This window comes from Hyphomonas sp. UBA4505 (genome assembly GCF_002388685.1).
Taxonomy (GTDB): Bacteria; Pseudomonadota; Alphaproteobacteria; order Caulobacterales; family Hyphomonadaceae; genus Hyphomonas.
Window position 1 is genome coordinate 96,002 of record NZ_DGMZ01000001.1, and the last position, 25,324, is coordinate 121,325.

Consider the following 25,324-nt stretch of genomic DNA (forward strand, 5'->3'; position numbering starts at 1 on the left):
ACATGGCTAAATTCTTTATCGACCGCCCGGTGTTTGCCTGGGTGATTGCAATCATCATCATGCTTGCAGGCGGCATGGCGCTGCGCGCGCTTCCAATCGCTCAGTATCCGGATATCGCGCCCACAACGGTCAGCATTTCAGCGAACTATCCGGGGGCATCCGCCGAAGCAGTCGAGAATGCGGTGACGCAAGTCATCGAACAGCAACTCACCGGCCTTGATGGACTCGACTATATATCGTCGTCCTCGAATTCCAACGGTTCAATGTCGATTACGTTATCCTTTGAGCCCGGCACAGATGCCGATATTGCCCAGGTTCAAACCCAAAACAAAATCTCGCTCGCGACACCGCTTCTGCCGGAAGAAGTGCAGCGTCAGGGCGTGACCGTGAGCAAGGCAAGCGGCAGCTTCCTGCTGGTAACAGCATTTTATTCTCCAAACAGCACACTCAACCAGATCGACATCGGCGACTTTGTTCGCTCCACCGTCTATGACACAATCAGCCGCATCGACGGTGTCGGTAGCGTTCAGGTGTTCGGATCGCAGTACGCAATGCGTATCTGGCTAGAGCCTGAAAAGCTGGCGCAATACCAACTTACTCCGTCTGACGTCACGCAAGCTATCCAGGCCCAGAACGCACAGGTCGCCACTGGCGCACTAGGCGGAACTCCTTCAGTGCCAGGCCAGGAGATCAACGTCACCGTGACGCTTCAATCCCTGTTGTCGACTCCAGAGCAATTCGAGAAGCTGCTGATCCGCACAACGCCTGCGGGTGGATCCGTCCGACTGGAAGATGTCGCACGGGTCGAACTCGGCGCCCAGGATTATTCAACCATCGCTCGCTTCAATGGCAAGCCGGCAACGGGTGTGGCGATCTCTTTGGCGACGGGCGCAAACGCGCTCGAAACAGCCGAGCGAGTCAAGGAAGCCGTCAGGAACATGTCGCCATCCTTTCCAGCCGATCTGGAGTACCAGTTCCCCGTTGACTCGACACCCTTCATCGAAACCTCGATCCATGAAGTTCAGAAAACGCTGTATGAAGCGATTGTCCTCGTATTTGTCGTTATCCTGATCTTCCTGCAAAGCTTCCGTGCGTCGTTGATCCCGATCATTGCGGTTCCAGTTGTCTTGCTCGGCACGTTCGCCGTGCTCCTCCTGTTCGGCATGTCCATCAACACACTTACCATGTTCGCCATGGTGCTGGCCATCGGTCTCCTCGTGGACGATGCCATCGTAGTGGTGGAGAATGTTGAACGGGTTATGCATGAAGACGGCCTCTCCCCCTATGATGCCACCGTTAAATCCATGCAGCAGATCACCGGAGCCCTGGTGGGTATTGCCGTGGTCCTATCCGCTGTCTTCGTGCCTATGGCCTTTTTCCCGGGTTCTGCCGGCATTATCTATCGCCAGTTTTCGGTTACGATCGTATCTGCCATGGCGCTGTCCGTGCTAATTGCGGTGGTCTTGTCACCGGCCTTGTGCGCCACACTATTAAAGCCATCCTCCGGGAACGGAAAGTCATGGCACATGACCCCGGCGCGCGCATTCAATTCCGGCTTTGACAAACTCACCAATGCATATGAAGGCGCGGTCACAAGGATCATTCGCCGCAGATGGATCATGCTTGCCACCTTCGCAGTAATCATGGCGGTCACCGGCCTATTGTTTGTACGCCTGCCCACGGCATTCCTGCCCGACGAAGACCAGGGCACATTGATGACCATTGTCCAGTTGCCTGAAAGCGCAACCCTGGAGCGGACTGCTGCCGTGATGGATGATGTGCGGAAGTATTATGCTGCGAATGAAGAAGACAATATCATGGGCCTGTTCACCGTCGCTGGCTTCAGCGTTGTCGGTCAGGGCCAGAACAATGGCATGGCCTTCGCGGCTATGAATGATTGGTCTGAACGGCCGGGTCCTGAAAACTCTGTCCAGTCTATCGCAGGCCGTGCCTTTGGCGGTCTGTCCCAAATAGACGAAGCCCGGATTTTCCCGATCGTTCCCCCGCCCATTCGGGAGATGGGCAATTCGAACGGCTTTGATCTCTACATTCAGAACACAGGCGGACTTACCCACGCTGAGTTTGTGGATGCCCGGAACCAACTTCTCGGCATGGCCTCTCAGGATCCGCGCCTGATGGGCGTCCGCCCGAATGGCAGCGAAGATGGTCCACAGTTCAAGATGAATCTCGACTACCAGAAAGCTCAAGCTCTCGGCGTGTCTGTTGCCGATGCCACAAGCGTCCTGTCCGTGGCCTTCGGGGGAAGCTATGTGAATGACTTCATCGACCGGGGTCGTATCAAGCGTGTCTATGTTCAGGGGGATGCCGAAGACCGTATGCAACCGGAAGACATTTCCAAGTGGCACGTGCGCACCTCGTCCGGCGAGATGACTCCGCTTGACGAGATCGTGTCCGGCGAATGGTCATATGGTTCTCCCCAGCTCCAGAGATTTGGCGGCGTACCCGCAATCAATATTCAGGGATCTCCGGCAGAGGGCGAAAGTTCCGGTGTAGCCATGCAGATCATGGAAGACATGGTCAGCCAGTTGCCTGGCAACATCTCTCTTGAATGGAGCGGGCTCAGCCGTCAGGAGCGCCAAGCTGGCAACCAGGCAACGATGCTATACATTCTGTCCCTTCTCTTTGTATTCCTCTGCCTAGCTGCTCTTTATGAAAGCTGGACAATTCCAGTCTCGGTCCTGCTGGTCGCCCCGCTTGGCGTTACGGGCGCTGTATCTGCGGCAAACCTCTTTGGTCTCGCTAATGACGTCTTCTTCCAGGTCGGCCTCTTGATGACTGTTGGTCTCGCCTCCAAGAACGCGATCCTGGTCGTCGAGTTCGCGCGGACCCTCGAAGATCAAGGCAAGGACGTTGTCACGGCGACCATCGAAGCCGTACGGCAGCGCATTCGCCCCGTCTTGATGACGTCGTTTGCTTTTGGCTTTGGTGTCTTGCCACTCGCCCTCAGTACCGGCGCAGGCTCAGAAAGCCGAAATGCAATGGGCTGGATCATGGTGGGTGGCGTTATAGCCGCCATGACCTTCAGCCTGCTGTTCGCCCCTCTCTTCTATGTTCTAGTTCGCCAGGTTACGACGCGCCTGCGCGGTCAACGCCCTGCCACGTCTGGAGATCAAGCATGAGCCGTCAAAAATACCTCGCCGCCCCGCTCAGTGCGCTTGTCCTGACCGGCTGTGTCAATCTGGCACCAGACTATGAGCGCCCGATAGCGCCCGTGCCGACAGAGCTTCCCATTTCGGAGCCTTCGGTGACTGGGGTCTCCACACTTGCATGGCAAGACATCGTTCAGTCGGATGAGTTGCGTGCACTGATCGATCTGTCGCTGGACCAGAACCGCGACCTGCGAACTGTCGCCGCCACTGTCGAAGTGGCACGTGCGAACCTCGTCACGTCTCGGTCAGGTTTCTGGCCGACCTTCACCGGGTCCGGTAGCGCGCAGAAGGGCGGCACCTTTCGGGATGACGCAACATATTCGTCTTCCTTCGGTGACAGCACTTCCGCGCAAATAGGAGTCTCTGCTTGGGAACTAGACTTCTTCGGGCGTATCCGGAACACGAACGACGCCGCCCTGCAGACCTATCTGGCGAGTGTCGAAGGCGAACGCGCCACCAAGATTTCCCTGGTGGCATCTGTCGCGGAAGCGTGGCTCAAACTCGCGGCAGACCAGGAATTGCTGAGACTGGCCGAACAGACGGCGAGCAGTCAGAATGAAAGCCTCGACCTCACACAGGCTCTGTTCGATGCGGGCACTGCCAGCGAGATCGACCTGCGTCGGGCCTCGGCGTCTGTTGCGTCAGCCCAGGCACAAGCGGCAGAGTTCCGGGCAACTGTCCGCCGAGACCTGAATACCCTGCGTTATCTGGTGGGAACAGACTTGCCACCGTCCATTGAAGCGCACGTCGAGCTGACCCCATCTCCCGTTGTGCTTGACCTGCCGGTTGGCCAGACTTCCTCAGTTCTGTTGCGCCGCCCGGATGTCATTCAGGCAGAACGCAATCTATTGGCGGCCAATGCCAATATAGGCGCTGCACGCGCTGCCTATTTCCCATCAGTCTCCCTGACCGGCGGTGCGGGCGTGGTCGGCGGCGAACTGGCGGATCTGTTCGAAGGCGACTATGCGGCGGGCTGGACTTTTGCGCCGAGTGTTTCGGTGCCGATCTTCGACTTCGGCACGAAACGCGGAAATCTGGACGCAGCCCGCGCGAATGCCGACGCGGCTCTCGCAGCCTATGAAGGCACCATTCAGCAGGCCTTCCGCGAAGTTGCAAACGCCCTCGCCGTATCCGAGACAATCTCCAGCAGACTGGATGCTCTGGAACAGCTTGCTGACGACACAGGCGTCACCTTCTATCTGTCGCAAGAGCGCTTCAAATCAGGCCTTGATGATTATCTGACGGTGCTGGATGCCCAGCGTGAAAACTACAATGCTCAGCAACAACTCATTCTCGCCAACTTGGATCGCGGCCTGAATAGTCTTGCCCTTTACCGCGCGCTGGCGGTCTGGGATGCTTCTCTGGATGAGGCTTCCGGGGATTAAACTCGCTCACGCCCCACGGGCACGAGAAAGATAATTCGACAAATATTTTGTATGTTGAAACAAAACATACAAAATCTCTGGACATGAAGGCATACAATATACGATATCCGCGAAATTCAGGTAACCTTACCCTCCGGGAGTCATGAGCATGCAGATCGGCGTTCCAAAAGAGATCAAGAACAATGAGTTTCGGGTCGGCCTTACGCCGGAGAGCGTCAGCGAATTCACCGCGCGCGGGCACAAGGTACTGGTGGAAACGCAAGCAGGCATGGGCATTGGCGCAACAGACGATGCGTATCGCGCCGTCGGCGCGGAGATCGCGGAGACAGCCGCAGATGTGTTCGCCACTTGCGAGATGATCATCAAAGTGAAGGAGCCGCTGGCACCCGAACGCACACAATTGCGACCCGGCCAGATCCTGTTCACCTATCTCCATCTGGCTCCAGATCCGGAACAGACGCAGGATCTGATGAAATCCGGCGCGACGTGTATCGCCTATGAAACCGTGACCGACCGCACCGGCGGCCTGCCCCTGCTCAAACCGATGAGCCAGGTTGCCGGACGTCTCGCCGTTCAGGCCGGGGCCTCGGCCCTGGAAAAAGCAAAGGGCGGCCGCGGCGTGCTGATTGGCGGCGTGCCGGGCGTACACGCCAGCCGGGTCGTGATCATTGGTGGCGGCGTGGTCGGCTTCAATGCGGCACAGATGGCCGTCGGCATGCATGCGGACGTTACCATCCTCGACCGCAATCCGGATGTGCTCGAACGCCTCGCCACGCATTTCGAGGCTGGCGCGAACACAGTTTACTCGACCCGGGCAACGCTGGAACAGGAAATTGCCCAGGCCGATCTCGTAATCGGCGCGGTGCTCGTCCCCGGTTCTGCAGCGCCGAAACTCATCACGCGCGAAATGTTGTCTATCATGCAGCCCGGCGCAGTGATGGTGGATGTCGCGATCGACCAGGGTGGTTGTTTCGAAACCTCCCATCCCACCACGCATGATGCTCCAACTTATGTGGTCGATGACATCGTCCACTATTGCGTGGCGAACATGCCCGGCGCCGTAGCACGCACATCCACCTACGCGCTCAACAATGCGACTTTGCCCCATGCTTTGCGAATCGCTGACAAGGGTTGGAAGGCCGCACTCAAGTCGGACCCGCACCTGGCAGCAGGCCTCAACGTCTGGGATGGCAAAGTTACGTGCGAAGCTGTCGCGGAAAGTCTGGAACTAGAGCTAACGCCATTGGCGGAAGCGCTCGCCTAGCGTTCCGGAAAAGTGGGGTCAATTGGTGAGTAGTTCTGCTCGCAATTCGGCGCAGCCCGCAGGCAGTTCAGCATTGAACATCCTGGTCTCAAACGCTGATACCGGTTGGAACAGGCGCAGGCTGTTGGTCAGGAAAACCCTGTCCGCGGATCGAAGATCATCAAGCGAGATCGACCGCTCCGAAACGGCGAAATCGCCAACACGCCCCCTACCCAAAATCCAGTTCCGCATCACACCGGGCAGAGCGCCATCCCCAACGGGCGGCGTGAAGATAGCTCCATCCATCTGCACGAACACATTCGCCACACTGGCACAGGCAAGATGCCCAGCGGGCGAGAAAAAGAACGCTTCATCAAAACCAGCTTGAACTGCCGCGCGCAATGCAACGATATTGTCTGTGTAGGACAAGGTCTTGTAGCGAGCCGTGATGGAAGTTGGATTGCGCAGGATCGTGCTTTTGTGCACTCGCACAGCATCTGGCGTCAGACTCACACTATATTCTGAAACACGCGCGATGAGGGTCGGCGAAGCCGCCATATCATCCGCGAGCCCGCGAACCCCAGCGCCGCGTGTGACCGTGATACGCAATGCACCCGACGCAGAGTCTTCAATCGCCGTATCCATGACACGAGCAACGGCCTTGCGCTCAAGATCAATGCCCAGTGCAGCAGCACCTTCGATCAAGCGGTCCAAGTGTGCATCGCGCAGAATGACGCGTCCATCGCTGACGAGCGACGTGTCGAACACGCCATCTGCCAACAACAAGCCGCGGTCCCGCAGGTCAAACAGTTCGGACTTGTCAGACAAGGCAGACGGCTGAGACAAGATCATTCCGGTTTCCAGTTCTTCGCGAGCTGTACAAAATTCCTGATCAGCTCAGCGCCATGCTCGGTAAGCACAGACTCTGGGTGAAACTGGACACTGAATAGCGGAAAGTATGTGTGTGACAGCGCCATAATGTCTCCCTCCGCAGATACCGCATCAATTTGAAATTGGTCCGGCAAATCATCAAATGTTGCCACGAGAGAATTGTACAGACCGACATCAAAAGCGCGGGGCAAGCCGGCAAACAAGGCTCCGCCCTGCACTGACAACGTTGTGGTGCGTCCATGGCGGGGAAAATTGGACCTGACAATCTTGCCCCCATAAACCTGCGCGATCGCCTGGTGCCCAAGACACACTCCGAGAACTGGCAGCTTCCCAGCGAAGTACTGAACTGCTTCCAAGCAGATCCCTGCCTCATTCGGTGTACATGGTCCCGGCGACAGGACGAGCGCTTGAGGCGCAAGATCGGTGATTTCATGGAGAGTAATCCGGTCACTATCAACGACCGTCACATCCGCGCCTTCGCATGTCAGATAGCGCGCGAGATTATGAACGAAACTGTCGCGATTGTTGAGCACGAGGATCATGCCTTCTTCCCCACCCGGAACAGGGACGGCGCGATTCGCTCTGCCTTCAGCTCTGACTCTGCCAGCTCGCCAACCGGGTCCGACATCAAAGTGATACCCCCGCCGGCCAACAGCGTGCTCTCTGTCGGCAAATGATCAATCGTACGGATCAGGATGTTGAAATCCAATGCACCATCAAAACCGACATACCCGATAGCTCCGCAATACGCGCCACGAGGACGTTGCTCCAGTTCGTCAATGATTTCCATCGCGCGCAATTTCGGCGCGCCTGTGATGGATCCACCGGGAAACACTGCCTTGAACAGGTCAATGCCATCCTTGTCGTCCGACAAGTCGCCCTCAATGGTCGAGACGAGGTGATGAAGATTGGAGAATGTCTCCAAGCGGCAAAGCGACGTCACTTCAACCGATTCAGGTTCGCACACGATGGACAAATCATTCCGCAGGAGGTCAGTTATCATGATATTCTCGGCGCGGTCCTTCTCAGAGGCCAACAGGCCTGCCTGCGCCAGATCGTCCTCGATCAGGTCAGCCTCACGTCTGACGGTTCCCTTGATCGGCTCCGCCACGACTCGCCCCGTAGCCGAAGCGGAGATCAAGCGCTCTGGCGATGCGCTTGCCAGAACACGCCCTTGAAAATGGCCGAACGCCGCGAAGGGCGCAGGCGTCCGCTCGCGCATCTGCAGGTAGTTGGAAAAAGCCGATGACACGTCGCAATGCGATGCCACCCAATTCTGCGCAATGTTGGCCTGATAAATGTCGCCATCCAGAATATAATCCTGTGTACGCTTTACGGCCGCAATATAATCAATAGCCTGATCCGGGCGTGACCAGCCCAATGGCACGTCGACATCCGGGGCGCGCCGCGTGTCGCCAAGACGGGTCAGCACCTCCGCAATCTTCGCATCTGCCAGCGCGTCATCCTCTTCTGCGTTCGCCGCCCTCAGCCCGGCCGACATGACCCAAGTCTTCTGACCCTCAAGATCGAATGCCAGCAACGTGTCGTATAAGTTGAATTCAATCAAATCAGAGCGCGGCATGTGTCGCGACTGGAATCGCTCAAGGAAGAGTGGCGCAGCGTCATAGGAAACATAGCCCGCCGCGCCGCCTTGGAACGGGGGACCTTCCGCAATGCGCTGCCGTTCGGTGCTGCGTATCCAGGCCCTTACTTCGTCCGCCCTGTCTGCGAAGCCATCCTCACCGCGTGACAGCTCCTCCGCACGAACCTGCAAAGTCGCGATTGGTGCAATGCAGAGATATGACCAGCGTGATGAAGGGTGATCGGTATCCGCGCTATCGAGCCAGAGGGTTGCCGCATCGCCATAGAAAAGTGTGGCGGCCCGGACGGGATCACATGAGTCTAGAAGAGCGTAGCGCATTCAGATGCCTGGTCAGGAAACGTATACGCCTTGGCTAGACCAACAGGCCCGCAGCAAGTCAATTGCACACACGCATTGAGAATGACTTGCAGACGCATATTCGCGCATGTTAGGAGGCGAAACTCCACCAGACCGCGCCGAACTTCAGACGGCGCATTACAGATAATGAGCCCTGACGGAATGAGCCTCTCCCAGACCGCCCCCGCAAAACGCGCATCCTTGAAAATGTTCATCAAGCGTCAGGTGCGAACCGTTCACTGGATGTCTGGCGCGCTCTGTCTTGTCGGCATGATGCTGTTCGCGGCGACTGGCATTACGCTCAATCATGCCAGCGATCTTACCTCAAAGCCAAAAACCATCGAAGGCGAGAGCATCCTGCCAGGCGAGCTGGTCACGCTACTTGATGAACATGCGAAGACTGGCGCCGAGTCCGTCCTGCCCGCCGAGGTCGCGACCTATCTCAAATCTGAGACGAGCTTTGATACAACAGGCCACCCGGTCGAATGGACCGATTTTGACGCGTATATCACCCTGCCCCGGCCCGGTGGAGATGCCTGGATCAGCATTGACCGTGAGACCGGCGAAGTCATGTTCGAAAAAACCAGTCGCGGCGCGGTCGCCTATCTCAACGACCTGCACAAGGGCCGAAATACTGGCTTCGCCTGGACATTGTTTCTCGACCTGTTCGCCATTGCAGTTGTCTTGTTCTGTGCGTCTGGGCTCTGGTTGCTGCAGATGCATTCCACGCGCCGCCCCAGCACATGGCCACTTACGATTGCGGGCTTTGCCTTGCCGATCCTGCTGCTTCTTGTTTTCACACATACCTGATGGCCGACACGCGGGCATTTGTCGCCAGCGTCAGCACTGCTCCACAGATCTTTCTGCTACGGCTTGGCCAACCTCGTCCTGAATAATCCATTACAGGACAAGTCCGTCAGAAACCGCCACTGTACCTGTTGAAATCCTTTCTGCTCGACGGAGTCAGTTGACTCAATGTGATAAGAACAAATAATGAACAAATGGCCTCAATCCCATCTTCCCTGAAGGACGCGTTTCATAGCTTCCCGCCTCAGCAGCAGCCGAGCCTGTCTTTTCCACTCGGTCTGGGAGAGGCAGGTGTCCATGAGATCTGCGAGACCTCACACGGGGACTTTCCGGCGATGACCGGCTTTGCGCTCGCGGCACGCACACGTCGCAAGGGCCCTGTTATCTGGATCCGCCAGTCCAGCCTGAAACAGGCCCATGGCGGCCTCCTTCAGGCTGGCTGCCGAGAAGTCGCCCCGGACCTGCCCCCAAGCCTGAACATCACCCCGCGCAAGCCTGCAGAAGCTCTCTGGGCCACCGAAGAAGCCATCCGCTCCGGTGTGGCCTCACTGGTGATTGCAGAATTGGAGGATGCCAGTTTCACCGCCTCGCGCCGTCTCGCACTTGTATCCGGGCGGCATGGCACGCCGGTCATCCTGTTGATGCCCTATACGCGGGACGGCGCCACCGCTGCCAGTGCCCGGTGGCGTCTTTCCCCCCGTCCCTCATCCCCCAACCGTTATGACACGCATGCCCCCGGAGCGCTCCGCTGGAAGGCTGTGCTCGAACGGTCCCGCCAGGCCCCGCACATGGCAGGACAATCCTTTGATCTGGAGCTTGACGATGAAACGCTATCTTTGCGTGTGGTTTCCGGACTGGCCGCTGACCCGGCTCCGGCGCGCTCGCCGCGGCCTCAGGACCGGATCGGCCCGCCCGGCCTCCGGCAAACCGCCTGATCCCCACCTGCCCTTTGCCCTGCTTGAAAACAGCACCAAGGGTCTGCGCATCGCCGCTGCCAATGACCCTGCCCGTCAGCTTGGCATAACAGAGGGGTTGGTCTTCACCGATGCACGGGCCCGCGTGCCCAACCTTGTTACCGAGGACATGGACCCGGTCGCCGACATCCGTGCCCTGTCCGCACTTGGCGACTGGATGATCCGGTTTACGCCGCTGATCGCGATTGATGGCACTGACGGCCTCATCCTGGAGACCACGGGGTGCGAACACCTCTATGGCGGCGAACTGGCCATGATGGAGACACTATCCGATCTGCTGGAGCGCAATGCCATCCCGCACAGGCTGGGCCTTGCCGGCACGCCGGGCGCAGCCTCCGCTCTGTCCCGTGCCGCGCCGGGCACCTGCCTGAAAGAAGGCGAAGAACAGGCTGGCCTTGCCGAACTTCCCGTCGCAGCCCTGCGCCTGTCGCCTGACACCGAAACCCTGCTGCGCCGCTTCGGCCTCACGCGGATCGGCCAGCTTTACGGCATCGATCGTAAAGCTCTGGGGCGGCGCTTCCAGTCAAGATCCGCCGCCGATGCAGTACTCCTAAGGCTCGACCAGGCCCTGGGCCTGCGCCATGAACCACTGGCGCCCCTGCGCCCCCTGCCGATCCGATCCGCCCGGTTGAACTGTCCGGAACCGATTGCCACCAGCGAAGCCATCGGAATTGGCCTCGAACAACTGGCGCAGGATCTGTGTGAGGCCCTCGGTGCGGCTGGTCTCGGCGCGCGGCACTTTCTGCTCATGGCTTTCAAGTCTGACGGTACACGCGCTGAACTGGAAGTGAAGACCGCCCGCCCTGCGCGTGAGCCGAAACACATTCTCCGCCTGTTTCGTGAACGGATCGATTCGATTGACCCCGGCTTTGGTATCGACCTGCTTTTGCTCGAAGCCCATCGCACGGACAGGATGGAGACCAGCCCTATGGCGCTGTCGGGCGACCTCGCCTCGACGGACATGAACACTGCCGCCCTGTCCGCGCTGGCCGACCGGATCATGGCCCGGCTGGGCGAACACACCGTAAGCCTTGTCCAACCACGAGAGAGTCATGTGCCGGAACGCGCCGAACGGCAAGTGCAGTTCATCGGCGATGTCCCGGTCCTCGCCACCCACAGCACGGCTGCCGGACCGCGCCCCATTCGCCTCCTGTCCTCACCGGAACGCATCACAGTCATGGCCGAAGTGCCGGACGGCCCGCCGCTGCGCTTCATCTGGCGTCGCGTGCCGCGTACAGTGACGCGAGCCGACGGACCTGAACGGATCGCTCCGGAATGGTGGACCCATATTGCCGTGCCACAGCCCCCACCAGCGCTGAGAGGCCAGGCCCGCCAATGGCTCACCCCCAAAATGGACCCGCGTGCCGATGCTGCCCAGATCGCGCATGTGCGCGCAGATCTCGAGGCCATGCTGGATGCCCCATCCGGACCGGTAAAGCTCCTCCCGCGCGCGCGGGACTATTACCGTGTAGAGGACGCGGCGGGGCGGCGTTATTGGCTGTTCCGCGAAGGACTTTATGGCGATGGGCGTGGCGGCGCGCCCGAATGGTATGTACACGGCCTCTTCGCATGACCGACTATGCCGAACTCTCCGTTACGACGAATTTTTCTTTTTTGCACGGTGCCTCACATGCAGAAGAACTCGTCCTGACCGCCAAACAATTGGGGCATGTCGCCATCGGTGTTGCAGACCATAATACGCTTGCCGGTGTCGTGCGCGCCCATATCGCGGCAAAAGAAGCCGGCCTGCCTCTCCTCGTCGGTGCGCGCCTCGTGCCGACGGACGGCCCGGAAGTGATTTGCTATCCAAAGAACCGGACAGCTTATGGGCACCTTTCGTACCTTTTATCGGCCGGTAAATTGCAAGCGGAAAAAGGCGACTGCCTGATCACGCTGGAAAACATTCTTGCCCATGCCGAAGGACAGGTCTTCATTTTCCAGCCGCCGGACAAGTTAGACACGACCTTTGCCGAAGTCCTGGAACGGTTCGCGGCACGCGCGCCAGGCAACGTCTATGTGGCGGCCAGCTATGCCTATCATGGCCGTAATCGGGAACGGATTGCCCGCCTCGCCGATTTTTGCGCCTGGCAGGGTGTGCCGATCGTGGCGACAAATGACGTGCTCTACCATACCCCGGAACGCCGCCCGCTGCAGGACGTGCTCACCTGCATCCGCACGCACTGCACGATAGAGCAAGCAGGCTACCGACTGGAGGCCAATGCTGAACGTCATTTGAAATCACCAGACGAAATGGCTCGACTTTTCAAAGGGTTCGAGCCAGCCTTGCATCGAACCGTCGAGATCGCAGAGCGCTGCAACTTCAGCCTAGATGAGCTTTCCTACGAGTATCCCGACGAACCTGTCCCGGTGGGAAAGACACCGCAGGAACACCTTCATGACCTCACCTGGAAAGGCGCGCAATGGCGCTATCCGGATGGCATTCCAGGCAAAGTCAGCGCCGCCCTCAACAAGGAGCTCGCCCTGATCGAGGAGCTGGATTATGCGCGCTATTTCCTGACCGTGAACGATATCGTGGCTTGGGCACGCGAGCAGGACATCCTATGCCAGGGGCGTGGCTCCGCAGCGAATTCGGCAGTTTGCTATTGTATAGGAATCACCAATGTAGACCCGGCCCTGACCAGCCTCCTGTTCGAACGATTCCTGTCAAAGGAACGCAAAGAGCCACCGGATATCGATGTCGATTTTGAACATGAGCGCCGCGAGGAAGTCATTCAGTATGTCTACAATCGCTATGGCCGACACAAGGCGGCCCTGACCGCCACGGTGATTTCCTATCGACCGCGCTCGGCCGTGCGGGAGGTCTGCAAGGCGCTCGGCCTGACCGAAGATATATCCGCCGCCCTCGCCGGAACGGTCTGGGGTAGTTGGGGCAGCGCCATCAATCCAGATCAGATCCGCCAGGCCGGGCTCGACCCGGCCAATCCAATGATCCGCCGGGCCATTCTGCTCACCCAACAGCTGATTGGTTTCCCGCGGCACCTGTCACAGCATGTCGGCGGCTTTGTTCTGACGCGCGGACCCTTGGTCGAGACAGTCCCCATCGGCAATGCCGCCATGGACGAGCGCACTTTCATTGAATGGGACAAGGACGATATTAATGCCCTCGGTATCATGAAGGTGGATATTCTGGCCCTCGGCATGCTGACCTGTATCCGGAAGGCATTTGACCTGCTTCAGCTGCACAAGGGGTTGGAGTATACACTCGCCACCATCCCACAGGATGATGAGGCCACGTATGAGATGCTCTGCGAAGGTGACAGCCTCGGTGTATTTCAGGTGGAAAGCCGGGCACAGATGAACATGCTGCCGCGCCTGCGGCCACGTACTTTCTATGACCTTGTAATCGAGGTCGCGATCGTCCGGCCCGGCCCCATTCAGGGTGATATGGTGCATCCCTATCTGCGTCGCCGGAAAGGCCTTGAAACCATAACTTATCCTTCACCGGCACCTGAGCATGGACCGCCAGATGAACTCGAACGCATCCTCAGTCGCACGCTGGGCGTGCCCTTGTTTCAGGAGCAGGCGATGCAGATTGCCATGGATGCTGCAAAGTTCTCAGCCGATGAAGCCAATGGTCTGCGCCGGGCGATGGCCACTTTCCGCAAAATGGGGACGATTGGCAACTATCAGGACATGATGGTCGAGCGTATGATCGCGCGCGGCTATGATGCGACCTTCGCGGCACGATGCTTCGACCAGGTGAAGGGCTTCGGCGAGTATGGATTTCCAGAAAGCCATGCCGCTTCCTTTGCCCACCTTGTTTACGTCTCGAGCTGGCTAAAGCGGCATCATCCGGATGTTTTCTGCGCAGCGCTGCTGAACAGCCAGCCCATGGGCTTCTATGCGCCCGCGCAGATTGTGCGGGATGCCCGCGAGCATGGCGTGGAAATCCGTCCCGTGGATGTGAATCTTTCGGATTGGAACAATACGCTGGAACCAACGGACGGGACATATTGTGCTGTTCGTCTCGGTTTCAGACAGGTGGACGGTCTGCGCGAAGACGAGATGGAAGCGATGATGATTGCCCGGGGCAATGCCTACGACCACCCAGAAGATATTCGCCGACGAGCAAGAGTCAGCCGCCGGTCGCTTGAACTACTCGCCGCAGCAGATGCATTCGGCTCAATGCAGCTTAGCCGGCGCGAGGCCCTATGGAGCGTACGTGGCGAAACCAGCGGCAACACGCTGCCCCTGTTCGCTGCAGCTGATGCGGCAGAACAGGGAGCCGAACAGGTGCCAATACTCCCCCTCATGCCGCGCTCAGAACAAGTCCTGCAGGATTACCAAACGACCCGCCTCTCATTGAAGGACCATCCGGTCTCCTTTCTGAGAGCGGGCTATAACAGGATGGGCGTCGTCTCAACGCAGGAGGCGTGCCATTTGCCAAATGGTGCACGGGTTCAAACGGCAGGTGTCGTACTGGTGCGTCAACGCCCGGGTTCGGCCAGCGGGGTCTGTTTCATCACCATTGAGGACGAGACCGGCATCGCCAATCTGGTTGTCTGGCCGAACGTGTTCGAACGCTTTCGGCCAGTCGTGATGGGTGCGCGTGTCTTGATGGTGAAGGGCCGCGTTCAAACCGCCGACAATGTTACCCACATCGTGGCGAACCAGTTGATAGACCGGACGGGAGACCTTGTTCACCTGTCAGAGGATATTGGAGATGATCCGTTGAAAAGGGTTCTCGACCGCGCCGACGAGGTCACACGCCCAATTCCCGAACGCAAGGGCCCAACACAACGGACAAGCGGTCAACACCCCCGCAATGTACGAGTGATCCCGCGAAGCAGGGATTTTCATTGAAGTCAGGCATAGTTTGCCTCAGCCAGCCTGAACAGTCGTCGCTGGCTCTGCACTGAACCGCTTGGACCAAAGCGCCCTCGCAACAAAAGCTCCCCCTGTGGCAAGCAGAGCCACGGAGATGGTCACCATGTAGGCATTGGTCCAATCCATGTCGCCGCGCAGCAGGTGAACCAGAGATGCAGAGAGCAAGGCCGCGCCAAAGATTGCGCGGAACATCAGGCCCGCCGACGCTGCACTCATCCATGCAGTTGCGACACCTGAAAACACGATTGATCCAAGCCAGAACATCGCGATCAGCCAACCGCCACTGACACCCAGAAGACTAACCGTCAGCGTAATCGGGAACATGGCCATACTGCCCCAGATCCAACCACTCCACATCGCTTCCAGACGCGGTGCCGCACGCCCCTTCTCGCGGCGCTTGAGGAAATAGATGTTCAAGCCGGTGGCAACGACAATACAGAGCATGATGCCCAACAGGAAATAGATCGACTTCATCAGCGCGCCGCCGAAATCACCGAAATGAAGCCGATACATCGACATGGCGACCTGTTGACCAACCGGCCCGTCGGAATTGTGCCCGGTCGCAAGCAACTTGCCATCCGTCGAATAGGTATAGGTTTCCCCATAAATCAGGCGATTGGTCTCGTCGCCATAGATCTCGATGTGCTGACTTTTGGTTCCAGGCTCATGAACGATCACAATGAAAGGGTTTGCCTCAGGTATATCGCGATCGAGATTGATGAGCGCCGTATCCACGCCGGTAATGGGTGCAGGCGTGGCGTCAGCTTCGAGGATTTCACCGCCGAAGATCGCCTCACTAAGCTTCTTCGTGTCGCCACCAAAATTGGTCTGTGCAAAAACGAATGCCACGACACCGAACAGTCCGATCATCGCACCAGTTCCCGCCACAGCAATGAGGAAAGGCGTCGTCCAGACGCTGAGACGATTATGAAGGTCGGCCTGAGCCAGCCGCGCCTGGCCGGTGCGCCGAAATCGGAAAGCATCCCGGAAGATACGCGGATGCGCGAGCAGTCCCGAGACTGCCATAGACACGAGCATGACACCAAATATGGCAACAATGATGATGCCGAGACTGTGCGGCATGGTGAGATAGTAATGTAGTTCAATAAGGAAATCGTTCCAAGGCGCCTCCAGTTGGCGCACGAATTCACCGGACTCATTCAACACGAATATGCCATTGTCCCCACCAGCCACAAACCGGGGCCAGTTTTCCCGCGGAGGATACATGTAGAGATGCGTCGTTTCGGGATCGCGCTTGAGCACTTCTTCGGCAGTCGCTTGCATCACGGATGGAGAAACTTCGTGCACCGTCGGAGTGCCCGCTTGCTCCCACCATTCCAGCTCGTCCTCAAACACGGCAATCGTGCCACTCACACAGATGACAAACAGCAAAGCGCTGATTACCAGCCCCATGACAGAGTGCGCCGACAGGGCGGAATCAACACGTTCACTTGAAGATTTTGGCCAGAGGGATTTTGCCATAGGAAGAGTCTCGACAAGCTAAATGAGAGCGGCGCAGAGCACGGCCGCCAAGGCGACCACCACATAGACGCTGCGACGTAATTTGCGTTTTTCCATGAGCACCAACGTGCTCAATACGGCCCATAGGGATAAGCTGAAGAGGAAGGCCACCACCACGGCATTCGTCGGATTGCCTATTTCCGGTTTGGTAAGGCGCAGGAGCGCCCCTCCAGCATATAGAGAGATCGCACCTGCAGCCGGTCCGGCCAGCAGAAACGTCCATATTCCGGAACCGATGTCGGCTGTCATCTGCAAGGGTGACCGGCGTGCGCGATCAGGTACCTCGCGATTTCGGACAGGCGCTTGCAGGCCGTTGGTTCCGCGCAGCCCCGGCAGAGTGATCGCCCCGGCCACGATCAGCATCAGGAGCGAGGCGACCTGTGCGACACCGCGATCAAAATTGACAACAAACCATACGACAAGACTTGCGGCCACCAGCGCCCATCCGAGCACCAGAAGGACCGGGCGCCCCGGCTTGCGCCACACTGCGAAGAGCAGCGCAAGACCGAATATGCCTCCGACCGAGGCAAGGATCGCCAGGATATAGTCAGCATGGCTCATATAGCGCCCGCCTTAGAATTTGTAGCGCAGGCTGGCTACGACCGTTCGGCGCTGGCCAGGAAAACAATCCCCCCGCGTCAAGCAACCCGTGAGATAGTCTTCGTCGGTCAGATTGCGTGCATTGACCTGAAAATCCCATGTGTCCCACTCGTAACCGACCATCAGGTCGCCTAGCGTATAGTCTGGCGTCACGTAGCGGACGGTTCCGTTCTCGGAAACGGTCTCGCCCACATAACGGATACCTGCGCCTGATTTGAAACCGGACCAACGACCGTCTGGACGCCATGTGGTCCACAGAGACGCCTGCGTTTCCGGTGCAGCCGCCAACTGGAATCCGTTCGGGTCTTCCGCATCGAGCGTGGAAATGGATGCCTGCAGATAGACTTCATCAATCTGAACGTGGCTCTCGAATTCGAAGCCTTTCAGCTTGCCAACGCCTTCCTGTTGCGAGGCGGCACCCGGCAGGGAGTTCGGGTTGGACAAATTGGAGATTTCGATGTCGAAATAGTTGAACGTGATCAATCCCGGTAAGGCTTCAGGTTCATACTTGATACCCACTTCATACTGACGGGCCTCCTGAGGTTTCAGCGGATTGTTGGTGAGCGTATCAGTTCCGACAACGGTCTCGAAGGATTCCGAATAGCTGGCATATGGCGCAAAACCGTTGTCGAATCGATAGAGTACGCCAACGCTGGTCGATATCGCGTCGTCATCCTGGACGGTCGTACCGCTGTCATTCTCGACACTATCGCTGCGCAGGCCCAGCGTGAAACGCCAGTTTTCGTAGGATATCTGGTCGGAAAGATAGATGCCGAAGTCTTCGACGTTCGAAGCGGGTGTGTCACTGTAGATCGCGTCAAATGTCGCCTGGTCTGGATAGTTTCCATAAACCGGGTTCGCCAGATCGAGAACATAACGGAAGTCGCCGGCCAGAACCCCGCCGCCGAAATAGTATGCAGAGTCACTGTCGGTTTCGACGTCTTGATACTGCATCCCGGCGAGGACATGGTGATCGAACTTGCCGGTGGAAAATTCTGCGCGGAGGCGCAAGTCGCCTGCCATCTGGTCGAACGTATTGTCACCTTGATAGAATGTACGGGGCACGGTCGTGTCGGTGAACGTCAGTCCCTGCAGGTCTGCCGCAGCCTGCAAGGCAGGTGTGGCATCGAGAATCTGGTTCAGATAGCGCGGACCGTAGAAGACCGGCCAAGCTTGTTGATAGTCGGCCTCGCCGGACCGCCAAAGCGCCGTGCCCTCCAGCTTGAACACATCATTGATGCGATGTTCACCCAACAAGGTAATTTGCTGTGAGTCCGTATTATAACGGTTGAAACCAGGCTCACCGGCATAGACATTGTTGTTCAGGTAGCCGCCTGAAGAACTGAGCGGATTGAGCGTACCTTCGACCGGAATGAACTGGGCGGCTGCATCGCTATCGGTATCCTGAAGAAGTCCGATCACTGTAAACTTGGTATCTGTCGTCGGCAACCAGCTGAGTGATGGCATGAAAACCGTCGTCGTCTCGTCAACCTGATCAATCTGCGTACCTGTGTCGCGATAGAGGCCAACCAGACGATACAGCAGCTTGCCATCTGAACCTGCGACTGGCCCGGTTACGTCACCTGCAATCTGGTAGTGATCATTGTTTCCCACTTGTGCCGCGATCTCGCCGCCAAAGTCTTCCAACGGCGTTTTCGAAACATAGTTGACGATACCGCCCGGTGACCCCTGACCATAGAGTACCGAAGCTGGACCTTTGAGCACTTCAACTTGCTCAATCGTGTATACGTCGGCACGAGTGGAGTTGTAGCTACCGAAGAGTTCCTGAATGGAGTCACGATAACGCGGTATGCTTAGACCACGGGAGAATGGGAAATCACCGCGGGTTGAGAAGCCATAGGGCTCGGCAGTCACACCCGCCACATAGGTCAGCGTATCGACCAGCCGCAAGGCGCCCTTGTCTATGAACATGTCGGATGTTTCGACGGAGAGCGAGCGTGCCGTCTCGACGATCGGTGTTTCGTTCTTGGTCGCACCAAAAGATCCGGTCGTACCGGTCACGATCACCGTTTCCTGACGGCTCTCTTCGGCCCGGTCCGTGTCCGAAGTCTGCGCCCAGACCGGAGCGGCAGATGCCACACCTATAAGAAGCGCAACAGTACTGACAGCGCTGACCCGCGATACTCGCATCAAATTTACCCCTTGGATTTGCATTTATGAGAATGTGTCTCAGTATTAACTGCCGACTAGGGGAAATGTTATTGCAAGTCAATTGCATCTTGGGGTTTGAAATGAACTTTGCCGTCACGACGAGGAAAGCGCACATCCCATGGGGATGTGCGCTCTGACAGGAGATAGGAATTTCCGGAACGATCCGAGAGCTATTGAGCGGGAATCGCTGTCACAAGACGTGTCGTCAAGGCTTTGCGAAAGCCAATCTGGGCGTTCAGTACATCAACGGTCAGAACCATCTGACCTTTGCCGGTTTTGGTGCGCACAGCAACCGCCGTCTCGCCATCCCGTTTTACGTTCAGCACATCGCCGGTGTTCTGGAACGTTTCCTCTCCCTGATTAAGCAGGGTGAAATTTACCGGGCAAGTATTGACGATTTTCGCGGAGATCACTGTGTAGTCACGCACGGCCGGTTCAGCCTCAAGAGTGAGACAGGCATCAACCACTGCCTTCACATGCTCTTCCCGGCCGAGCAGGTCGTCATAAGACCAGGCCACTGTACGGCCATCAAACAAAGCCCGTTTGAAGGCCGCTTCGCTACGATCCGAAGCCAATACGAGCGTCATCGGGCGATGCCCGCCAGCTCCGGCATTATGGGTCCAATCCACAAGGCCATGGATGTCAGACGTGCCCATTACGGTCAGATTATTGTCTAGGGCAATCTGGAGCGCATGTTCGGAGTGCCCATCCAAAGTTCCATTCACGACCTCGATGCCCTGAAGCAGGCCCTCCGCGATCAGATCCTTGTGATAGTCACTGAGACGCGCAATCCCATCCGACACATGCGGCAACCAATTCGGATGGTTCAAGAACACAAACGCCCCTTGGGCCTTCGCCGCCTTCATGGCCTGCTTTGGTTCTTCAGTCAGAAGCGCGTTCGCATCACTCAGGAAGATGGCGTTGATGTGCCCATAGGGCATATCGCGAGTGACCTCCGCGCCATTGATAACCATCAGGTCGAACTCCGAATCTGCCCGTACACCTTCAGCAATCTCATAAGATCTGTTCCGGTCCGGATGCGGCATGTCGGCCTTGTGTGGCTGATGCTCCAAATGCTCAGTTACCGCCAGAACTTCCAGTCCGTCCAGATGGGCCTCCTTGACCCGAATGGACGGCCAGACTTCGCCGTCTGAGAATACCGAATGAGTGTGCAGGTCGGCGGCCAAAACGACGCTGCCATCTTCCGTGTCAGGAAACTCTACCGCACGCTCATGCGCAACAGCGGTGGAGACATAAAGCGCTGTACACGTAGCAATCAGGCTGATCTTTGAAAACATGGGCTTGGTCCTCTTTAGGATAGGCACTTGGCTTGAGTGGTGCCGGGTTCGGGAAACATCAGATGTCTTTGGTTCGAATTTCAATATCGGTGAAAACAGGTGAATTGGCTCGGCCAGCATCCTCGACGACGCGGAACTCTCCATGACAATTGTCGGAGGTAAACGTGGCTCGCAGATAGCCCCGCTGCTGTCCATTCAAGTGGGAAACGTGAGGGTTCGCGCTCCGCATGACCTCCATATCCCGCGCCCAGGGGCACCCGGAGGAAATGGGACCACCCACGAGTTCATGGCCGATGCGCTTCGATGTTGGATCGAAGGGCTTTTCATACAGAGTCGATGCCATGGCGGTGTGCCAGTCCCCTGTAAGGAAAACGGGGCTCGACACGTCATTTGCCAAGACGGACGAGAGCCGGTTGCGCGCAGCCGGATAGCCGTCCCAGCTGTCCAGATTGGTGACCGGACCGTCAGGCGGCGCATTGTAGCGATAAGGAGTGAACCAGGTTTGCGTTGCGATGACATTGAAAGCGGAGCTGGACTGCTTGAGCTCACGGCTCAGCCAAGCTTCCTGTTCTGCACCCAACATGGTGCGAGCCGGATCTGTCGCATCTGAACAAAGCGGCTTGCGGCCATCGCCGCACGGCTGGTCCGACCGGAACTGACGCGTATCCAGCAAATGTATCTGAGCAGGCCCGAACACGTACTTGTTGTAGAGCTTCAGCGCAGGCCTCATATCTCGCAGAGTGGGCGGCTCTTCGATCGGCATATGCTCATAATAGGCCTTGAAAGCTGCATATTTACGAACCTGGAATTCGAGCTGCGTCTGCTTTTCCGGGTCCTGAGGCGTGTTTGAGGCCCAGTTATTATCGACCTCGTGATCATCCATCGCGACGATCCAGGGCGCAATAGCGTGTGCCGCCTGAAGGTGTGGATCGGAACGGTAGAGCGCATAACGATTTCGATACTCCCATAAGGTGGTAATTTCGTTGCTATTGTGCTGGCGCACGGTCTCAAACAAACGCCGCTCCCCGCCCCCCACATCGCGCATCCGCGCGCCAAGCGGACTGATGCCGCCCTCATAGATATAATCTCCGGTATGAACGACGCAGTCGGGCACCCATTCCGCAAGATCACGATAGGCCGCGTAGTGACCGGACTCGTAGTGTTGGCAATAGGCCAGCGCGATCCTGGCAGAGTCGTCATCGGGGCTTGATGTTCGTGTCCGCCCGACAGGACTTTCTTCGTCGCCATAATAAAATTGATAGAAATACTCCCGACCCGGCCGCAAGCCTTCGATACGAACATGCACCGAATGTGCCTTGTCTTCGGCTGTGGTGGCGATGCCATCCATCAACGTCTTTCGCATTTCCTCATCAGTGCACACACGATATCGCACTTGCGCCACGCCCGACGGCATACCGCCGCCTTGCAGCGGATTGGGGGCCAGTCGCGTCCACAAAATCACACTGCTGGGCCGGGGCGATCCTGATGCGACCCCCAACGTGAAGTGCTGCTTGCCGTTTTGAGCGTTTGCCAGTTTAGGCACCCAAAGAGCAGCGCCAGAAGACGCCAGAAACAATCGACGAGAAAACATTGAGAGTCCTTCCATCCACACGCGAAGAGGGGTGGCTGCCGACATGTGGGACAGACGCCGGCAGCCTTTAATCATCCAATCGGGGCGAGCCTGCCCCTGTTCACACAGGGTCAGACCATTGGATGACTAGAACGAGTACTCGTACTGGATCCAGAACGAACGCGGTTTGCCGTTCCACCCATACTGGCGGTAGTATGCACTGTCGTTCGGGCCCACTTCTCCGCGCACCACGGCACGGTCCCGGCTATAGCCCGAGCCACCGGAAGCTCGCTCGTAATATTCTTCATCCAGCAAGTTCACGCCGCGAATGAGGAAACGGTGCTGCTTCTCCTCGCCAAGGAAATACTGAACGGATCCATTGAGGACGAAATAGTCACCGAAGTTCAGATCTTCGACTACTCGGTTTCCGTTCTCATCCACCATGCGCGCCAGGCTGGTGCCCGCATATGCCCATTCCGGCCCTTGCAAGCGCGGGTTCAGTGCAAATGTCCAGCGGTCTGTTGGCGTGTAGGTGATGAGGCCGGACAGCGTCCACTCCGGACGTTCTGAAGATTGGCGATACTCCGCGCTTCCAGCCTTCCCCGGCACGACAAAGCCAAGGTCGGTAGTGGAACCATCCAGGCGCGCCATCGTTCCAAAGACTGGGTTCGGCTCCAGCGACTCCATATCAGTATAGCTGAAGTCTGCCTGCCACTGATCAAAGTCGAAAGCGACGTCAATCGTAAAACCTTCAATATCCTGCTGACGCAGCGCGTTCACCGCAACTGTTTCGCCAGGATCATTCAGGCCGGCTGCAGCCGTGGCGCAGAACTCGCTCGGCGGAATGATGTTCCGACGGTTCTGCTCAATCGCTGCGGTGTCATTGTTCAGATTGTTGAACAATGGGTTTGCAACATCATTGGCATATTCATAACAGACCGCACCAATAGCCCGGCTGGAGAAAAGGTTTTCGATTTCTGTTTCAAAGTACCCGATCTCGACATTGTAGGTTCCGCCAAAAATGTCACCATCGATACCGGCCCCGACGTTAAACGCGCTGACTTCCTGTGGTTCCAGACCAGGGTTGATGTTCGCGCCCGATCCGAATGCGCCGATTTCGTCGATCTTCGGCAGACTGTACGACGTGCCGCCAGACCCCCGCGCATAGATACCGTATCCTAGGTTCTGACGCAGCCCGACTTTCCAGATCGACTGATCATCGAAATTGTCGTTGAAGTCCTGACGAGCGGCAAATGACCCACTGAAACCATCCAGCACTGGCAGGGAGAGCCTTAGGTCGCCATAGACACCCGTACTCGTGAGCTTGACATCCTTGACGCCGAATGAGTCGTCAGAATTGTCTTTATAGGTAGTATTCTGGAGACCTGCGACGAGTTCGATATACTCATTGACCGTATAAGTGGCCCGTGCATTCAGACCGTAATCGACATAACCAGACTCCCTCTGATCAGTCGTCCCGAAACCTTTCGTCAGACCACCATCGCCGAAGCTGGCGGTAGATTGCACGACATATCCAATGGGTGCGCCGATTGAGAACGGATTCTGGTGCGTGCCGTAAGGCTGGCCGAAGTACGGGCTGTCTGGATCCTGATTGATGTAGAAATTGCTACCGCCATTCAGACGATCATCAGAAGCGCTGCCCGCGCTCCCGACAGGATTGGTGACACAACCCGCAGCGAGACCGGAAATACCCGCCGCGAAGCTTTCGAACTCAGTTGCTGTAGAAAAGCTTGAAATCCCCTGACCCGCAGCAATGGCTTGAATATCCTCCGGCAAATCCGAGAGGCGGGGGATCTGACAGATACGGGCATCAATCTCGTTATTCTTGAGCTGAGGGTCCTGATAGTGCGCCTCGATATTCAGCTTGAGCTTGTCATTGAAGCGATGCTTGAATTCGCCGGTGTAAATCGGGAACTCTGTGAAGTTCGGCTGAAATATAGTGCTTTGCGGGAAGGAATCTCTGAAATCGATCGTCGTGTACGAAGCACCGAGCAGAAGCTCTGTCTCAGGTGCAATATCCCACAAATATTTGATGCCCAGACTATTGAAGCTGTATGGGAATTCGTGACGTCCGCCGAGCGCAAGCACATTGTCACCATAGGCCGCCTCGTCGAAGAGTTCGTGCGCATCCGTCTCATAAGAGCGGCCATAGACCAGCACGGAGTGTTTGCCGGCCTTGTCCAGAGGGAACGACATGTTGCCATAATACTCGCGGGTTTTGAATGAACCGGCATAGACACCGAATTCGCCTTTCTGAGTACCGTCAGGGCGTTTTGTTTTCACACTGACAACGCCCAGGCCGCCATTGGATCCGAAATAGAGGCTGTTGCCACCACGATAGACTTCAACACCGTCGATCATGCGCGGATCAATGGCTGTCGCGGGCCACAGATCTTCCAATGGAGACGAGCGATCAAAGTAAGGGACGCCATCGACCAGCAACAAGGTATCGCGATCAGTGCCGCCATCAATGCGAATGGTGAACTCGCCTTCGTCCGGCGAATAGCCAATGTTCGCACCGCGGATCAGGCCTGAGGCCAATTCGCCAAAATTCGTGAACCCGCCCGTTTCAATTTCTTCCGAACTGATCAACTGAACTTGTGTGCCGTATTCAGCGAAGTCCACAGCGATGTCGGATGCGGACGCATCGACAGTCTGGCCTTCGACGCGAATAGTCTCAAGGCGGCGGGAATCTTCCTTGCTGTCTCCCTGCTGTGCCAAAGCAGCCGGGATCGCCGCACTTGCCATCAGGACACTCAAACCGAATTTCAAACTTCTGTTCTTATCAAGTCTCATCGCTGGTCTCTCCATCTAACCCCAACACCCGCCAACCATCAGCGGGCTGTGGCCGAGCGCGATTGACGCCGCTTGCCACGAGGCTGCTC

Annotated in this window: 16 protein-coding genes; 7 read left to right on the forward strand and 9 right to left on the reverse strand. The window is 57.4% G+C overall.

The window, feature by feature from the left end; genetic code table 11:
* Positions 1-2: 2 nt before the first annotated feature.
* From B3527_RS00430 to ald, 3 genes are all read left to right on the forward strand, one after another.
* Positions 3-3,140, forward strand: coding sequence for an efflux RND transporter permease subunit (locus B3527_RS00430; protein ID WP_290479409.1), 3,138 nt, complete (start codon positions 3-5; stop codon positions 3,138-3,140).
* Entirely contained in the window at positions 3,137-4,555 is a 1,419-nt protein-coding gene (locus B3527_RS00435) for an efflux transporter outer membrane subunit (protein ID WP_290479408.1), read from the forward strand. The genes B3527_RS00430 and B3527_RS00435 overlap by 4 nt, the downstream gene beginning before the upstream one ends.
* Positions 4,556-4,703: 148 nt before the next feature.
* On the forward strand, positions 4,704-5,819 hold the full coding sequence (gene ald, locus B3527_RS00440; RefSeq protein ID WP_206993236.1) for an alanine dehydrogenase: 1,116 nt from the start codon (positions 4,704-4,706) through the stop codon (positions 5,817-5,819).
* An 18-nt stretch (positions 5,820-5,837) separates the two neighbouring features.
* Here ald and B3527_RS00445 read toward each other — a convergent pair whose 3' ends face one another.
* The 3 genes from B3527_RS00445 to B3527_RS00455 are packed head-to-tail and all read right to left on the reverse strand — an operon-like array spanning position 5,838 to position 8,610.
* Positions 5,838-6,650 (reverse strand): aminotransferase class IV, encoded by an 813-nt coding sequence (locus B3527_RS00445; protein ID WP_290479407.1) that lies wholly within the window; start codon positions 6,648-6,650, stop codon positions 5,838-5,840.
* Positions 6,647-7,231 carry an anthranilate synthase component II gene (locus B3527_RS00450; protein ID WP_206990918.1) on the reverse strand — a complete coding sequence of 195 codons (585 nt, stop codon included), beginning with the start codon at positions 7,229-7,231 and terminating at the stop codon, positions 6,647-6,649. The genes B3527_RS00445 and B3527_RS00450 overlap by 4 nt, the downstream gene beginning before the upstream one ends.
* Positions 7,228-8,610, reverse strand: a complete 1,383-nt coding sequence (locus B3527_RS00455) for an anthranilate synthase component I family protein (RefSeq protein ID WP_290479406.1) — start codon at positions 8,608-8,610, stop codon at positions 7,228-7,230. Before B3527_RS00455 ends, B3527_RS00450 begins: the two co-directional genes overlap by 4 nt.
* A gap of 180 nt (positions 8,611-8,790) precedes the next feature.
* Here B3527_RS00455 and B3527_RS00460 point away from each other — a divergent pair, with 180 nt between their 5' ends.
* From B3527_RS00460 to B3527_RS00475, 4 genes are all read left to right on the forward strand, one after another.
* A complete protein-coding gene (locus tag B3527_RS00460) occupies positions 8,791-9,438 on the forward strand; it encodes a PepSY-associated TM helix domain-containing protein (RefSeq protein ID WP_290481636.1) in 648 nt (215 codons plus the stop codon).
* A 191-nt stretch (positions 9,439-9,629) separates the two neighbouring features.
* A complete protein-coding gene (locus B3527_RS00465; protein WP_290479404.1) occupies positions 9,630-10,370 on the forward strand; it encodes an ImuA family protein in 741 nt (246 codons plus the stop codon).
* Complete coding sequence (locus B3527_RS00470; protein ID WP_290479403.1) at positions 10,258-11,982, forward strand: Y-family DNA polymerase; 1,725 nt, start codon at positions 10,258-10,260, stop codon at positions 11,980-11,982. Before B3527_RS00465 ends, B3527_RS00470 begins: the two co-directional genes overlap by 113 nt.
* Positions 11,979-15,233: an error-prone DNA polymerase gene (locus tag B3527_RS00475; RefSeq protein ID WP_290479402.1), complete on the forward strand. Its 3,255-nt coding sequence runs from the start codon at positions 11,979-11,981 to the stop codon at positions 15,231-15,233. Before B3527_RS00470 ends, B3527_RS00475 begins: the two co-directional genes overlap by 4 nt.
* 18 nt (positions 15,234-15,251) lie before the next feature.
* On the opposite strand, the gene B3527_RS00480 is transcribed toward B3527_RS00475, so the two are convergent.
* The 6 genes from B3527_RS00480 to B3527_RS00505 form a co-directional block, all read right to left on the reverse strand.
* Complete coding sequence (locus tag B3527_RS00480) at positions 15,252-16,739, reverse strand: PepSY-associated TM helix domain-containing protein (RefSeq protein ID WP_290479401.1); 1,488 nt, start codon at positions 16,737-16,739, stop codon at positions 15,252-15,254.
* 18 nt (positions 16,740-16,757) lie between these two features.
* A complete protein-coding gene (locus tag B3527_RS00485) occupies positions 16,758-17,339 on the reverse strand; it encodes a hypothetical protein (protein WP_290479400.1) in 582 nt (193 codons plus the stop codon).
* A gap of 12 nt (positions 17,340-17,351) precedes the next feature.
* Positions 17,352-19,529 carry a TonB-dependent siderophore receptor gene (locus B3527_RS00490; RefSeq protein WP_206990924.1) on the reverse strand — a complete coding sequence of 726 codons (2,178 nt, stop codon included), beginning with the start codon at positions 19,527-19,529 and terminating at the stop codon, positions 17,352-17,354.
* 191 nt (positions 19,530-19,720) lie between these two features.
* A complete protein-coding gene (locus tag B3527_RS00495) occupies positions 19,721-20,848 on the reverse strand; it encodes an Sb-PDE family phosphodiesterase (protein WP_206990925.1) in 1,128 nt (375 codons plus the stop codon).
* A gap of 58 nt (positions 20,849-20,906) precedes the next feature.
* The gene (locus tag B3527_RS00500) at positions 20,907-22,484 is read right to left on the reverse strand and encodes an alkaline phosphatase D family protein (protein ID WP_290939892.1); all 1,578 of its coding nucleotides are present in this window, start codon (positions 22,482-22,484) and stop codon (positions 20,907-20,909) included.
* An 81-nt stretch (positions 22,485-22,565) separates the two neighbouring features.
* Positions 22,566-25,235, reverse strand: a complete 2,670-nt coding sequence (locus tag B3527_RS00505) for a TonB-dependent receptor plug domain-containing protein (RefSeq protein ID WP_290479398.1) — start codon at positions 25,233-25,235, stop codon at positions 22,566-22,568.
* Positions 25,236-25,324: the final 89 nt, after the last annotated feature.

Excerpts from the sequence above, each read along its gene's own strand:
- B3527_RS00430 (WP_290479409.1), top strand. The coding sequence starts at position 3 with ATGGCTAAATTCTTTATCGACCGCCCGGTGTTTGCCTGGGTGATTGCA.
- B3527_RS00445 (WP_290479407.1), bottom strand. The coding sequence starts at position 6,650 with ATGATCTTGTCTCAGCCGTCTGCCTTGTCTGACAAGTCCGAACTGTTT.
- B3527_RS00460 (WP_290481636.1), top strand. The coding sequence starts at position 8,791 with ATGAGCCTCTCCCAGACCGCCCCCGCAAAACGCGCATCCTTGAAAATG.
- B3527_RS00435 (WP_290479408.1), top strand. The coding sequence starts at position 3,137 with ATGAGCCGTCAAAAATACCTCGCCGCCCCGCTCAGTGCGCTTGTCCTG.
- B3527_RS00475 (WP_290479402.1), top strand. The coding sequence starts at position 11,979 with ATGACCGACTATGCCGAACTCTCCGTTACGACGAATTTTTCTTTTTTG.
- B3527_RS00465 (WP_290479404.1), top strand. The coding sequence starts at position 9,630 with ATGGCCTCAATCCCATCTTCCCTGAAGGACGCGTTTCATAGCTTCCCG.
- B3527_RS00470 (WP_290479403.1), top strand. The coding sequence starts at position 10,258 with ATGAAACGCTATCTTTGCGTGTGGTTTCCGGACTGGCCGCTGACCCGG.
- B3527_RS00490 (WP_206990924.1), bottom strand. The coding sequence starts at position 19,529 with ATGCGAGTATCGCGGGTCAGCGCTGTCAGTACTGTTGCGCTTCTTATA.
- B3527_RS00455 (WP_290479406.1), bottom strand. The coding sequence starts at position 8,610 with ATGCGCTACGCTCTTCTAGACTCATGTGATCCCGTCCGGGCCGCCACA.
- B3527_RS00485 (WP_290479400.1), bottom strand. The coding sequence starts at position 17,339 with ATGAGCCATGCTGACTATATCCTGGCGATCCTTGCCTCGGTCGGAGGC.
- B3527_RS00450 (WP_206990918.1), bottom strand. The coding sequence starts at position 7,231 with ATGATCCTCGTGCTCAACAATCGCGACAGTTTCGTTCATAATCTCGCG.
- B3527_RS00505 (WP_290479398.1), bottom strand. The coding sequence starts at position 25,235 with ATGAGACTTGATAAGAACAGAAGTTTGAAATTCGGTTTGAGTGTCCTG.
- B3527_RS00495 (WP_206990925.1), bottom strand. The coding sequence starts at position 20,848 with ATGTTTTCAAAGATCAGCCTGATTGCTACGTGTACAGCGCTTTATGTC.
- ald (WP_206993236.1), top strand. The coding sequence starts at position 4,704 with ATGCAGATCGGCGTTCCAAAAGAGATCAAGAACAATGAGTTTCGGGTC.
- B3527_RS00480 (WP_290479401.1), bottom strand. The coding sequence starts at position 16,739 with ATGGCAAAATCCCTCTGGCCAAAATCTTCAAGTGAACGTGTTGATTCC.
- B3527_RS00500 (WP_290939892.1), bottom strand. The coding sequence starts at position 22,484 with ATGTCGGCAGCCACCCCTCTTCGCGTGTGGATGGAAGGACTCTCAATG.